Here is a 13,074-nt window from a genome sequence, read left to right as displayed (position 1 = left end):
ATTATAAACCAGTGCAGCCAATGATTTTAAACCGGAAATACTTTAGCTTCGGAGCGGGGGGCTACGCATTTTTGTTAATCGTTCTTTTTACGACTAACGGCTTTGCGCATGCTCAAAACTTATCCAACGAAACAAGACCACGCATCATTATTACAGCCGATCCGGAATTGGATGATAATAATTCGCTTATTCGGTTCCTGCTATATAGCAGTGATGTTGAAATTGAAGGATTGATTTACGCGAGCAGCGCTTTTCATTGGAAAGGAGATGGCAAAGGAACCAAATGGTTTGTACCGGGGCGGGAGTATACCCGCTTTGGATTAAACTTGTGCCCATGTGAATCCTGGCGGTGGGGTGAAGATGAGCATTTCATTCATGATGCTGTGTATACCTACGCAAATGTTTACCCCAATCTAAAAATTCATAATCCCAATTATCCTGCACCCGATGTACTCAAAGGCAAAATCAGGATTGGGAATATTGAATTTGATGGTGATATTTCAAAAGATTCGCCAGGTTCAGATCTCATCAAAACCCTGATACTTGATGATAAACCGGGCCAATTATTTATTACAGCATGGGGAGGCCAAAGCACTATAGCGCGTGCTTTAAAAGCTATTCAGGAACAATATGAGTTCACCACCAATTGGGAGCAAATAAAATTAAAAATTTATCGAAAGGTGGTTTTACTTCCCTCCGGTGACCAGGATGATACTTGTGCAAATTACATTAAACCTAACTGGCCGGGTATCGAATACCGTGAGTTTAAAGGCGGACCGAACTATGGATATGGAGCCCAGTTAAATGCGGCTTCACAGGATTCCGTTTATATGACAGCATCCTGGATGAAGGAAAATATATCAGGCAGGGGGCCATTAGGGGCCCTGTACAGGGTATGGGGCGATGGAAAACAAATGGTAAAAGGCGACATTATGGACTATTTTGGTCTCGGCGGCCATACCAACGACGAGTTGAAGGAAATAGGTTATGTTGTATGGATGCCTGTTCAGCAAAAAGGTTCATGGTTAGGGGAGGGCGACAACCCAACATTTATGAACATGCTTGACAATGGATTGCGCGCATATGAAAAAGGTACTTATGGAGGCTGGGGCGGCACCGCATTTATTGATTCTAAAGGTAAAAACATCTTCTTCCAGAATAGTGATACGTCATCCCAGGCTATGGCAGCTTCACTCGCTGCGCCGAAAGACCGAAATAATACGTACCCTGACTTTTTTCCCGCCGCTCAGCGGGATTTTGCCGCCCGGCTTAAATGGTCGGTAACGCCAGTATATACAAGAGCAAACCACGAGCCAGTCGCCAAAATAGAAGGTCCATTAAATGTCAGGGCAGCAGCCGGCGAAACGATCAGATTAAACGGAGCCGTTTCTGATCCTGACGGAAATCTGGTTTCTGTTAGCTGGTGGCAATTTCAACAAGGAACTTATCCTGGAAAAGTGTCGATATTAAATCCCGAAGCTAAGCAAACACAAATCGGGGTGCCTAAAGACGCTGTTTCTGGCCAAACAATTCACCTTATTTTTCAGGCAACTGATAACGGCACACCATCTCTTACCGGCTATCAGCGTGTGATTATAACAGTGCGGTAAACAGAAACCTTAAAAGATTTTTCGATGACCAACACCAGCAACATAAAATTGGTGTTACTGTAACGCCAGTCAGCTCCAGGTGAAATTTGATTTTAGATTTGCTTTCACATAGGCTTTTTCGATAGCGAAGTTATCAGGCTCCACACCGAGTATGTTACGGACGGGAGGCGCGAAATATTCTTCCAGCCCCGAAGTATGGGGTAATAAATAGTAGATGTTAATATGGTTATAAGGCAGGTCTGGTAAATATCTCCGCAAATCGTTGTTAAGCTGAAGCTTCCCTTGTTTCACCAGTTTCATAACAACTATTCCCGTAAATATTTTGCTGACAGAAGCCAGGCTAAAAATGGCATCTTCTGTAAGTGCTGAATTAGTTTCGGAAAGTGGGGATACGGTAACTTCACAGTTTATTTTTTATGAAGGGGCCACGCATCCTGTCACCCCCCCCCGAAAAAAGTATCTATGGAAATGATCGCCATAACATCTCCTATATTCCTTCTTCAAAAGGCAATTATGAGGTCGTACCTGATGTAGAATATAATTATTTCCTGATGGTGCTTTCCAAAGAATATTATTTCATTTTACGATCGTCATGCTTTGATCCATTCTGCATTCGTATCAGCTATCATCGAGGGTAAATATACATCGCTCGCTGCACAAAACCTCGCCGCGACTATGGAAATGAAACGCGTAATCAATGCTATTTGCGAGTGTAAAAAACAGGCGAATTAAAAAGTTTTATACAGAATCGAAAGTACTCGGACTGTTGATGCTGCAACTGGAGCAAATGCAGATTAACAGCGATGAAGCGGAGAGAACATTGATAAAAGCAGATGATCTTGATAAACTTTACCAGGCAAAGGTATTTACTCGACAGGGACTACGTAAATCCACTAACTGTCAGAAAATTTTCCAGATTAATTAGTTTGAATGAGTTTAATTAAAACAAGGCATCAAAGCTTATTACGGTACAACGTTTATGGATATATTGGCAGGCTGAGAATGGAAGCCGCAAAAAAATGATACTCTATGAGCATACAAGTGTAGCTGAAGCCCCATGCGATAGGTTTTAAGGATCAGGCCCATCTTACGAGCGCTTTCAAAAAATATTTATGGTTATTTTACCAATTGAGGTGAAACTAACCATTTAAAAACGGATATTCAACTCGCCTGGGTTGAGTGATGGACAAGGAGAGTAATTTCTCCTGCCAGAAATAACCAAACATGGATGTAAAATATTGGGGCACAGGGGATAGCTGGCTGTATTTTCCAGCCCTGGTTTAGAGTGATAAAACAGTTATCATTTGCCTTTTTTTGATTAATTTCGGTTCATGCAAAAGATCCCTATCCGGCAATTGAACAAGGCGCAGGAAGTCCATCCGATCGCTGAACAGTTCAAAATTCGCCGCCTGGAGGACATAATCGCGGATAAAGATTTACGACACCCTTTACACCGTCATAGTTTCTTCTTTTTACTCGCACTTACAAAGGGAAATGGCAGTCATGAAATTGATTTCATTGCACATGAAGTACAGGGTCAGTCTGTTTTCTTTCTGCGTCCAGGACAGGTACACCAACTTTTTTTAAAAGTGGGTTGTAATGGCTACCTGCTTGAATTCAACGATGAATTTTATCATCCTAAAGATCACTCTTCACAGCAACGGTTACGAAAAGCCAGCAACAAGAATTTTTGTCGGCCTGATGCTGAAAGTTTTAAGAAACTTGAGACGGCGCTGGCCTATATGTTTCGGGAATATACCAACCGGAAGGAGGGTTATCAAGATATGATCAGGTCGAACCTGGACATTTTTTGCACGGAATATGTCAGGCAAAGCAGAAATACCAATGGCAATACTTTACAAGGCCGGACTTATGTGCAGGAACGTTTTGAAGATTTTTTAGAACTGATCGATAAAAATATCGCAACCCTGAAGCAGGTAGCGGCTTATACGGATCTGATGCACCTTTCGCCGTACCAGCTGAATGAAATCACTAAATCTGCCGTAGGCAAAACCGCTTCTGACCTTATCAATGAACATATTATTCTCGAAGCTAAACGTTATTTGCTGGCTACATCAAACCAAATAAAGGAAATCGCAGAGCAGCTGGGCTATGAGGATGTTTCGTACTTTATTCGCTTTTTTAAAAAACATGCCGGCTCTTCGCCGGATGCTTTTCGCCAACAGTTTAAGGCCTAAACTCCTTAAAAACCAGATATACGTCTATACGTTTGCCGTAACGCCACGGCTATATAATTCGCTGGCTGGCCAATATTGTTCAATCCGTAAGCATAGAGAACAACCAATTCGATGCGCTTTGTCTGAATGGAAAGGCTTTACCCCCAAGCTACGCGCTTGCTTCAAGCGGCGAAAATCACTTCTTGCGTTACCAAACAAGACTATGGATTGATACGACCAACAGCGAGTTGAATCGGGTATTAAAGTTTTAATTGGCTTATTTATAGTTATCGAAGTAGCGTTTCTTTGGCTTAATCCTATAAAATTGGAGACTTGTCCTACCTGCCCGGTACGCCCTGATGGTAGTTTTGCGAGTATTAACAATTCACAAAATCCGATGAAAATAAAAATGAAACTTGTCGCCGCCCTCAAGATCTGGGTGGTGATTTACCCATCGATACTGCTCTTCAACGTGTTGTTCGGAGCAGCGTTAACGGGGTTGCCCGGCTATCAACGTATGTTTATTTTAACGCTTGCCTTAGTGCCCTGGATGGTATTTGTGGCGATTCCGGGCCTGGAACGACTCTTAAGGAAAACCAAAGCGGATTAACAAAAAAGGGCTGTTCCAATCGAGCGGCCCTTGTCAACTAACTTACCAGGTTTTGATGATTTGCCCGGTGTGCGCGCCAAACAAACTTTTACGGAAAGCGAATTCCAGCTCGCGCATCGTGGTGGGTATTTCTCCCGGGAAATATGGAAAGTACTGAGGAGAATCTTCAATAACAGTCGGGCTTACTGCGTTGATCCGAATGCTATTTTCCAGTTCTATAGCAGCGGCACGTACAAAGCCCTCCACCGCACCGTTAGCTGCCGAAGCATTGGCAAAGTAGTGTTGCGGTTCTTCGGCCAGGGCGCCGGTTATAAGCGTAAAGGAGCCTTTCGGATTGATATACCGCTGGCCGATCAATACGAGGTTAATCTGGCCCATCATTTTTCCTTCGACACCTTTACGGAATTCCCTATCATCCAGTTTACTCCAGGGGCCGACATAGGTTGGGCCCGCGGTCGAGATGAGTGCGTCAAAACTACCTGCCATTTTAAACATATTTTCGATTGAGGTAGTAGAAGTAATATCTGCCGTAATATCTCCGCCTTTGGAAGCGACGCGTATCACTTCATGTTCTTTTTCCAGGGCACTGCTTAAATATTGCCCCATGGTGCCTGTAGCACCTACGATGATGATTTTCATACTTGATTTATTAATTTATTAAAGTTTAAGTGTCAAGGTTGGGTTTCTGACCAACACACCTGATCACCGAGCCCGTTCCGTCATGGTATATACCTTCCTGCAGCCTGATATAAGGTTCGTCTAAAAATATCACCTCCGGGAAACCTGTAAAAAGTCCTCGCGCGAATAAAGCATGCCTAATTCCCTGGGCTCGCCCACGTTGGGATTGGCTTTATTATACTCCAGGTGCGCTTTGCGAAAAGCTTCCAGGATAATCATTCCGTCTGGTTTGAGCCAGGAATGGAGTTGCTGGTGTATAGCCGCCTTCCGGCTCGCAGCGAAATGCGCATGAATAAGGGCTATTGCATCAAAAGAGCTGGGTTCAAAATTTACTATTTCGATATGTCCACGCGGTAATCCAGGCTAACCCAATTAGCGCCGGCTATTGCCAGTGCTTTTGTCCTTCCAGCCTCGCTCAAATCTGCGCAGGTAACTTCCCATCCCAATTTGGCCGCATAAACACCGTTACGGCGTTCGCCGTCGCCCGGCATTAAGATCGATCCTGGTTTTACTACGGGCAATTGTGTTTCAAAAAATTTATTTGGCGCAGTCCCGCAGGCATAGGTCGCCCGGCTATAGCGCTCGTTCCAGAATTCTTTCATTTCCTTATTTTAAAATTGTTCGGTAATCAATTGACGGCTGATAGCAATACCGGCTGTGGCCCCGGAAGAGACAGCGTTGGCTATAGTTCTTATTTTGGTGGTATTATCACCGCAGGCAAAAACGCCGGCAATACTGGTTGCCTGAGCGCTATCCACCTGAATATAGCCTTCGTCGTTTAAGGCACAGCCCAAAAGTTCCGGAAGCGGGCAGGCTTGCCGGAACGGGCTGCGGATATAAGCAGCCGACAACGCAACTTCACTGCCGTCTACAAATTGTATGTGATGCAGGTGGCCATTATGATGCTGCAACCGAATTATCTGTTTTTCTACAATACCGATATGATGCGCGTGAAGCTTTGCGGTTTGTTCAGGGCTTAACGTTGCCGGACCGTTTGTAAAGACGGTAAGCTTGCCGGTCCAGTTAGCAATTAAGCTGACTAATTCATAAGCGTCATTACCGTTCCCGATAATACCGGTTTTTTGATTACGCACTTCATAACCATGGCAAAATGGACAATGGAGTACTGATATCCCCCAACAATCAGCCAGGCCGTCGACATTTAGCAACAGGTCGCAGATCCCGGTAGCGAAGAGCAGCTTAGCGACGCCAAAAACCTCACCAGAAGACACCTCCACTTCAAAATCTTTGTCTGTCCTGACAGCTTTAACCACTGTCCGGTTTAAAAAACTTACGCTGCTATATTGTTCCAGCTGTTTGCGGCCTTGTGCCGCAATTGCAGCGGGTGTCTCGCCATCCCGGGTCAGAAAATTATGCGAATGAGGGGTCTGCGCATTACAGGGTTTACCGTTATCGATGATGAGGACTTTGCGTAAGGCCCGACCTAAGGCCAAGCCGGCGGCCAGCCCGGAGTAACTTCTACCGATAATTATCACGTCAAAGTGTGTTTGCGTTTTCATTCTGTCTTTTTGATACAAAGATATTCGCGGACATTGATGGGGAATAGGACGATGAACGAGTTAAGTGGGACTTAACTCAAAATGTTATTTAAACGGTATTTCAACACTTCTGAGTGGATAAATTACACTTGACTGACGCCGTTGACTAATTTTAAAATGGTAGTCACCCTGGTTTTTATACCTTATAAAGCTTTTTACGGTTTAACACGTTGCCCGCCTATTTAATACTTTATTCAACCGAAGAGCCTATCGTAAACACGCCACAGGAAGCGATAAACTGTTTTCTCCAAACAAATATAGACATCCTGGTAATTGAAGGGTATTGCATAAAAAAGAAGACATACGCAGAATAGATGGAGTCAATTGTTAACCTACAAAACCCAGCCATTTACAGGTAGTTGACTTAGATTAGCGACAAGTTTACAATTTTAATATTAAATAATACTTGATGACAGCGGCAGGAAGCTAAACGGGCCTGCTAAATGAGGCTGAAGCACTGATGCCGTCGACTTCAAGATCCTGTCCGCTACCTGCAATTGTGCTTACCGTTATTTGTGCGGGTTTATGGACGTTTTTAGCACAATATGACGCCAGCATATTGCTGTCGGCCAACGTGCTAATCATTGGTTTGGCCGGATTGATCCTATCTTTATTACAATGCTGTTGTAAAAGAACGGGCCGGCAATATGGGCACATTGATAGAATAAAGACGGTAATTGAGCGTTACATTCATTGTTTAGTGCATGAAAAGAGTCGTTTGGGGAGTAATGTTATCTGTATTGCTGTTATTGACGGTTGCGGCATAATTAAATCTCTGGGTAGAAATCCGGATTATGCAGGACCTGTACCAGGACTGATTACCGGATTTCCGGGTACAAAGCATTATCATGATGATATGCCTCAAATAGATGTGCTGATCATTTCACATTATCATTATAATCATCTGGATTACCGGACTTTAAAAAAATTGAAGAACCGTATTAAAATGGCTGTTGTACCGATGGGAGTAGGCTCTGATCTGGTGTTTTGAGGATTTGACCAAAAGAAAATCCCCGAGCTTAATTGGAACCAATCAGTTCGTTACCCGGTGATATCCGGATTACCGCCACCCCGGCGCAACATCGCAGTAACCGTACGTATAATCAGGAAAACAAAACATTGTGGGCATCTTACGTTTTGCAGATTGGTAACTATAGGCTGTTTTACAGTGGTGATGGTGGTTACTGCCCACATTTTAAAAAAATAGGCCAGCAATTCGGGCCATTTGATCTGGCGTTTTTAGAATGTGGGCAGTACAGCCCTAACTGGCCCTGGAGTCATCTTTGGCTTGGACAACCCGCCCAGGCAGCCGCCGACCTGGCGCAACCTATTCACTGGGCCAAGTTTGTGGAAGCTAATCAGTCATGGAATGAACCGATAAAAAGGCTTGTGCCTGCTGCAAAATTGTGGGGCATCGAATTAAACGTTCCGCGTATTGGAGAGCCTTACACTTTAGGCGGCTCCCTTAAGCAGGATGAAATTTTAAATAACCGAATTAATATCCAATATTTCTTAATTTTTGAAAACGCGATGTTCTGTTTCTACTGCACTATATTTTCCAAGTTTCAGGCCCTGGAGCATCACATTTTGGACCACTTCATTTAACAGGTAATAGTCCAGAAATACTAACCTTGATTTTTTCAATCAGTCTTTGATCGTTCCGTCTTCCATTTCAATAATTCTATGAGTTTTACCCGCGAATTCACTGTCGTGTGTAACTACAAGTATAGTCTGCTGATATCTGTAAACCAATTCACTAAAAATGTTAAATACAGTTTCTGTATTTTTTTTATCCAAATTACCGGTCGGCTCATCAGCCATGATAATTAGCGGGTCATTGATCAATGCCCGTGCAATGGCTACCCTTTGCTTTTGCCCGCCAGATAATTGATTCGGCTTTTTTTTTGCTTCCGTTTCAACGCCTAATACTTTTAATTTTTCAAAAGCCCGGTGTTCAGTTTCTTCTGCGCTGTATTTCCCAAGCCTCAGGCCTGGGAGCATCACATTTCGGAGTACAGAGAATTCATTTAACAGGTAATGGAACTGAAATACGAAGCCTATTTTTTCGTTTCTTACCGAGGCCAGCTCCGGTTCGTTCTTTTGTTTCATACTGATATGATCAATCCTAAGGTCTCCTTCATAATCAGTGTCCATGGTTGAAAGGATATATAATAGTGTTGATTTGCCGCAGCCTGATTTTCCCATAATTGAGGCGAATTCGCCTTTATGAAGCGAAAAATTAACATCCCTCAATACTTTTACCGCTTTGGGTTCATAAAAGGTTTTTGAGATGTTTAAAGCTTCTAATATTATTGAGTCCATGTTATTTCCCTCTTATAATGATTACAGGATCTACTTTACTTGCTTTTTTAGAGGGAAAATATCCCGCAAAATAGGTGGTTAGAAAAGAGAATAGACCAGCGATAAAATAAAAACCTATATTGAAATCAATGGGATAGGTTTTAATTGTTGGAAGCGCGGTTGTATTAAATGGGATGTGGTTTATGATAACAGATAAGATGAAACCCAGAATCAGCCCTGCCAGGCCGCCAAAAATACCTATGCCTAATGCAATTGTACTAAATATGCGACTGACATCTTTGCCTGAAAATCCTGTGGCTTTTAATATTGCGATTGAATCGAGCTTTTCATAAATCATCATATTCAGAATATTATATATCCCAAAACCTGCTACAATCAGTAAAGTTACCCCAACTGTGTAAGATATCAGCGAGCGGATAAAGCTACCGGTATCAAATTGTGAATTGGCCGTTTGAATATCCATCGCATCTATATTAAATACCTGCCTGTAATAAGCTGCAATTTTCGGTGCTTCGCTGATGTTTTTTAATTTGACCTGGATGTCTGTGATATAATTGTTTGATTCGTCAAGTAATTTTTGAGTTGTTGCGATAGAGGTATAACTTTGCTTGTTGTCAATCTCTTCAAGACCGGATTGATAAATTCCTACTACTTTTAAAGGCACCTGGTTGCCATTAGCCGGGGTTACGTGAATGATGTCTCCGAGATGGACTATCATTTTTTTTGCAATGCCTTTTCCTAAAATAATACTGTTGGGAGTATTTTTCAGGTCAATGAATTTGCCTGCTATAATATAGTCCCCAAATAAAAAAAGTTGATTTTCCTTGTTCGGATCAATCCCGTTAATAAGCCCGGTGATATTAACCTCTCCGGTATTGTAGAATATTTGCGCGGTAATTAGCGGTGAAAGTCCCTGCACGCGTGGATCGACTGCGATAGCCTTCATTATAGCCTTGCTATTGTAAATGCCCAGGCGCTTGTTCTGCGGCTTAACGGAGCTTACAAAGTTGTAACTGTGGCGGTACGCGTTGGTAAGGTCCACTGGTTGATGCCGTGCAGCTGCAATTTCATTATACAATCTGATATGGGGAGTGCGGTTTATTACCAGCCCATCTAAAAGCTTGTTTAAGCCACCCATAAAACTCAATAGGGCAATAAACATTGTTATGCTAAAAGTTACACCGGTTGCGGCAACAATCGTCTGTCTTAAGTGGGCTAATAATAAAGCTACCGCAATATTCCAGGTCAGCTTAAAATTCATGGTATCGGTTTTATTAGTTCATCATTTAACTGGAGACCAGAAATTACTTCTACTTGCAGGTAATCACTAAGACCTGTTTTTATTTTAAGTTTTTCACCGTCGCTTCTTACAACAATAGAATCATTGAGCAAGTAGCTTCTGGGGATAAGCAAAGCCTTTTTTCGGGTTTGGATAATTATATTTGCTTCCAAAGTAGTGTTAGGATACAATTTTAGCGGCGGGGTAGTAAAAATAGCTTCAACGCGAAATGTTTTGGTGTGTTCGTTCATTTCCGGATATATTTTGGTCACTCTGGCTTCAAATACCTTACCTCTGTAACTATCCATCGTGACAAAAACGGTAAGCCCCGGATTTACCTTAACGATATCATATTCGTCCACTTGTAATTCAAGTAAGAAACAGTCGGCTTTGCCAATGAGGGCCAGCGGCGTTTGCGGACCAACAGTTTCGCCCGGATTTTTGTAAAGGTTATATACTATTCCGGCTATATTGCTTTTAACGGTAAAGTCACTTTCCTGTTGTTTGTTAATACTGAGATTGTTTATGCTTTGAGCGGCGTTATAACGCAATTGCCTTTTCAATTCTGTGAAATTAATTATGGCTGTTTGTAAGGCTGTTTTTGAATTGACTACGGCTAATTCCCTTTCCTCAAGCTGTACTTTCGTACCGATCTGCTGACCCCACAGTTCTTTTTGCCTGACCAACATTACCGAGTCGTTCAGCATCCTGTACCGGGCCTGATCAACCACAATTGCCGCTGCGGCCAGTTTATCTTTATTTAGCTTATAGTCAGCAAATGAAGCCGATATCATCGCGTTTTCAACATTTAGCTTTTGATTTTCTTTTTTAATAGATATTAAAGGAGTTCCAGCAGTAACATATTGGCCTTCAGTTACAAATTGTTCCTGAATGATACCACTAACTGAGGCAAAAGCTTGATATTGATCCCCGCTTTTAATTATGCCAGACGCATATACAGACTCTGATATGGAAGCAACTACCGGCCTTATTTTATCGCTTTTTAATTGACAGGAAAAGCTGAACAGAAACGTGGATGCAGTAATTATCGCTTTTACAATATTTATCTGATGGTTTGTTATATTATCAGTAATACTAAAGCTCCTAACAATTTTCATATTGCTAATGTCATCACTCTTAAGTACTTTAAGTTTGATAAATATCAGGATGAATAGTGACGGTGCTCACGCCAATTTGGTGGCAGGCATAATTTTATGATCTGCATCAACAAGTTATTTGATGTGTGTCATTCTTTTTGTTGGGTGTTATTCAAAACTTTACACAATATCAATGTAGCCATGGGCTGCACTGAAGAAGATTTGGATACTCACAAAATATTGCAATGAAAAAGTTGGTTCTTTTGTTATTCACTTTCAGTTCGTTTTTTCTGGTTAATGTATTTGCCCAGGAAAAGAAGGGGATTACCAATAACGTAATTAACGAACAGCTCAAAACCGCTGCTACGTCGCAGCAATTACATTACCCACAAAGCGTTACCCGGTTTTATCGCCAAAACAATTACCTTCCGGTATGGACTAATCCGGAATCACGTCAAAACACCGGGAATGCAATGGTGCTTTTAGATTGTGTGTTACAATACGGATTATCGCACGATGATTTTCATCCTAAAGAGCTTCAGTTTGATATGCTCCGCGATATCTTGGAAAATCCAGGTTCGGTCAGTGACTCCTTAAAGGCACAGTTTGATGTTTTGCTTACAGATGCTGTCATTACCATGCTGAACTATTTGCATTATGGAAAGCTTAATCCTGACTACGGATCCGACAGGGTAGATCATGGCATGGATGTACCATTTCATGCAGAAGCTAAACTGCAGGACATTATACATTCGCAGGAGTTTACGAAGTCTGTTTTGGAGGTACAACCTAATGCAAAACTCTATACCGCTTTTCAGGAAATGCTGCACATAATCAGAGGACAAGCTCCGGATGATTGCTATGGAACCCCAGGAAATGATGTAATGAAAATCGCCGTCAACATGGAAAGAATCAGGTGGGCAAACGTTGACGACGGGGAAAAATATATACAAATCAATATCCCTACCTACGAGCTGACATTTCATTTGCCGGATACATTGGTGGTATTTAAAGCTATTGTCGGGACGCCACAAACTCCCAGCCCGACTTTGCAGAGCCAAATCACTTATTTTACTTCTTTTCCAGACTGGCTTGTTCCTGACCGGATATTTATCCGCGACATCCTTCCGAAAGCAATAGCTGATAGTTTATTCCTTGACCGGCTTCAGATCAGTATTTATAATAAGGCTGGTCAATTAACAGATATCACTAACGCCCAACTTAAGAGCATATTGGCTTCGCCCCAGGGCTATTACGCTAAACAGGCTCCCGGCTGTGATAACACCTTGGGATCGCTGGTTTTTCATTTTCAAAATTTGTACAACATATATTTAAATCAAATTGCTGATCAAAAGCTGTTTGAAAAAGATAAACGTGATTTAAGCAATGGTTGTATCTGGTTAGATAACGCTGTCGGGCTCGCCGCGTTATTGCTCAAATATGACGCTTCAGAGCAAAGCGACAAATTGTTTAAAATTCTTAAAAAATCAAAGACACATAATTTCGTGCTTAATAAACCTGTTCCTATAAAAATCACTTACCTGACATGTGACATAAAAAAAGGTGAACTAATCAGGTTTGAGGATATCTACAATATGGACACAAACCTGGAATTGGCTATTTACGGCAAGCTTCAACGCAATACGAGCATAAGATAAGCTTCGTGTTGCGCAAAAATTGTTAAATCAAATTTTGAACCTTTAACTTATAAGCGGCCACTACTACCAGCGTCAAAACATAGT

16 protein-coding genes are annotated in these 13,074 nt (G+C 42.0%); 7 read left to right on the top strand and 9 right to left on the bottom strand.

All coding sequences use genetic code 11. The features are described from left to right. Positions 1-20 precede the first annotated feature (20 nt). Entirely contained in the window at positions 21-1,610 is a 1,590-nt protein-coding gene (locus ABIC84_RS04270; protein ID WP_429262761.1) for a nucleoside hydrolase-like domain-containing protein, read from the top strand. 69 nt (positions 1,611-1,679) lie between these two features. Here the strand turns inward: ABIC84_RS04270 and ABIC84_RS04265 are convergent, their stop codons facing one another. Further along, positions 1,680-2,021, bottom strand: coding sequence for a serine hydrolase (locus ABIC84_RS04265; protein ID WP_426589712.1), 342 nt, complete (start codon positions 2,019-2,021; stop codon positions 1,680-1,682). 920 nt (positions 2,022-2,941) lie between these two features. Here ABIC84_RS04265 and ABIC84_RS04260 point away from each other — a divergent pair. After that, the gene (locus ABIC84_RS04260) at positions 2,942-3,808 is read left to right on the top strand and encodes an AraC family transcriptional regulator (RefSeq protein ID WP_426588090.1); all 867 of its coding nucleotides are present in this window, start codon (positions 2,942-2,944) and stop codon (positions 3,806-3,808) included. 304 nt (positions 3,809-4,112) lie between these two features. Continuing rightward, on the top strand, positions 4,113-4,397 hold the full coding sequence (locus ABIC84_RS04255) for a hypothetical protein (protein ID WP_429262760.1): 285 nt from the start codon (positions 4,113-4,115) through the stop codon (positions 4,395-4,397). A 42-nt stretch (positions 4,398-4,439) separates the two neighbouring features. Here the strand turns inward: ABIC84_RS04255 and ABIC84_RS04250 are convergent, their stop codons facing one another. The 4 genes from ABIC84_RS04250 to ABIC84_RS04235 form a co-directional block, all read right to left on the bottom strand. Next, positions 4,440-5,036 carry a short chain dehydrogenase gene (locus tag ABIC84_RS04250; protein ID WP_426588086.1) on the bottom strand — a complete coding sequence of 199 codons (597 nt, stop codon included), beginning with the start codon at positions 5,034-5,036 and terminating at the stop codon, positions 4,440-4,442. 129 nt (positions 5,037-5,165) lie between these two features. Beyond that, complete coding sequence (locus ABIC84_RS04245) at positions 5,166-5,294, bottom strand: hypothetical protein (RefSeq protein WP_426588084.1); 129 nt, start codon at positions 5,292-5,294, stop codon at positions 5,166-5,168. A 113-nt stretch (positions 5,295-5,407) separates the two neighbouring features. Further along, positions 5,408-5,677 carry a hypothetical protein gene (locus ABIC84_RS04240; protein WP_426588082.1) on the bottom strand — a complete coding sequence of 90 codons (270 nt, stop codon included), beginning with the start codon at positions 5,675-5,677 and terminating at the stop codon, positions 5,408-5,410. Between the two features lie 9 nt (positions 5,678-5,686). Then, positions 5,687-6,595, bottom strand: coding sequence for an NAD(P)/FAD-dependent oxidoreductase (locus ABIC84_RS04235; protein WP_426588080.1), 909 nt, complete (start codon positions 6,593-6,595; stop codon positions 5,687-5,689). 209 nt (positions 6,596-6,804) lie between these two features. Between ABIC84_RS04235 and ABIC84_RS04230 the strand changes: the two genes are divergently transcribed. Further along, on the top strand, positions 6,805-6,948 hold the full coding sequence (locus ABIC84_RS04230; protein WP_426588078.1) for a carbamoyltransferase C-terminal domain-containing protein: 144 nt from the start codon (positions 6,805-6,807) through the stop codon (positions 6,946-6,948). A gap of 112 nt (positions 6,949-7,060) precedes the next feature. Here the strand turns inward: ABIC84_RS04230 and ABIC84_RS04225 are convergent, their stop codons facing one another. After that, positions 7,061-7,219 carry a hypothetical protein gene (locus ABIC84_RS04225; protein WP_429262759.1) on the bottom strand — a complete coding sequence of 53 codons (159 nt, stop codon included), beginning with the start codon at positions 7,217-7,219 and terminating at the stop codon, positions 7,061-7,063. 115 nt (positions 7,220-7,334) lie between these two features. Between ABIC84_RS04225 and ABIC84_RS04220 the strand changes: the two genes are divergently transcribed. Both ABIC84_RS04220 and ABIC84_RS04215 read left to right on the top strand, forming a co-directional pair. Continuing rightward, positions 7,335-7,625, top strand: coding sequence for a hypothetical protein (locus tag ABIC84_RS04220; protein ID WP_429262758.1), 291 nt, complete (start codon positions 7,335-7,337; stop codon positions 7,623-7,625). A gap of 32 nt (positions 7,626-7,657) precedes the next feature. After that, on the top strand, positions 7,658-8,239 hold the full coding sequence (locus ABIC84_RS04215; RefSeq protein WP_426588074.1) for an MBL fold metallo-hydrolase: 582 nt from the start codon (positions 7,658-7,660) through the stop codon (positions 8,237-8,239). A gap of 39 nt (positions 8,240-8,278) precedes the next feature. Here ABIC84_RS04215 and ABIC84_RS04210 read toward each other — a convergent pair whose 3' ends face one another. The 3 genes from ABIC84_RS04210 to ABIC84_RS04200 are packed head-to-tail and all read right to left on the bottom strand — an operon-like array spanning position 8,279 to position 11,353. Next, entirely contained in the window at positions 8,279-8,956 is a 678-nt protein-coding gene (locus tag ABIC84_RS04210) for an ABC transporter ATP-binding protein (RefSeq protein WP_429262757.1), read from the bottom strand. Position 8,957: 1 nt separating this feature from the next. Beyond that, positions 8,958-10,217, bottom strand: coding sequence for an ABC transporter permease (locus tag ABIC84_RS04205; RefSeq protein ID WP_426588070.1), 1,260 nt, complete (start codon positions 10,215-10,217; stop codon positions 8,958-8,960). Continuing rightward, positions 10,214-11,353, bottom strand: coding sequence for an efflux RND transporter periplasmic adaptor subunit (locus tag ABIC84_RS04200; protein ID WP_426588068.1), 1,140 nt, complete (start codon positions 11,351-11,353; stop codon positions 10,214-10,216). Before ABIC84_RS04200 ends, ABIC84_RS04205 begins: the two co-directional genes overlap by 4 nt. 224 nt (positions 11,354-11,577) lie before the next feature. Between ABIC84_RS04200 and ABIC84_RS04195 the strand changes: the two genes are divergently transcribed. Further along, positions 11,578-12,990 carry a L,D-transpeptidase family protein gene (locus ABIC84_RS04195; protein WP_429262756.1) on the top strand — a complete coding sequence of 471 codons (1,413 nt, stop codon included), beginning with the start codon at positions 11,578-11,580 and terminating at the stop codon, positions 12,988-12,990. Positions 12,991-13,074: the final 84 nt, after the last annotated feature.

Origin of the sequence: Mucilaginibacter sp. 3215 (genome assembly GCF_050433785.1) — a bacterium.
Lineage (GTDB): Bacteria > Bacteroidota > Bacteroidia > Sphingobacteriales > Sphingobacteriaceae > Mucilaginibacter.
This window is presented reverse-complemented; position numbering and strand designations above follow the sequence as displayed.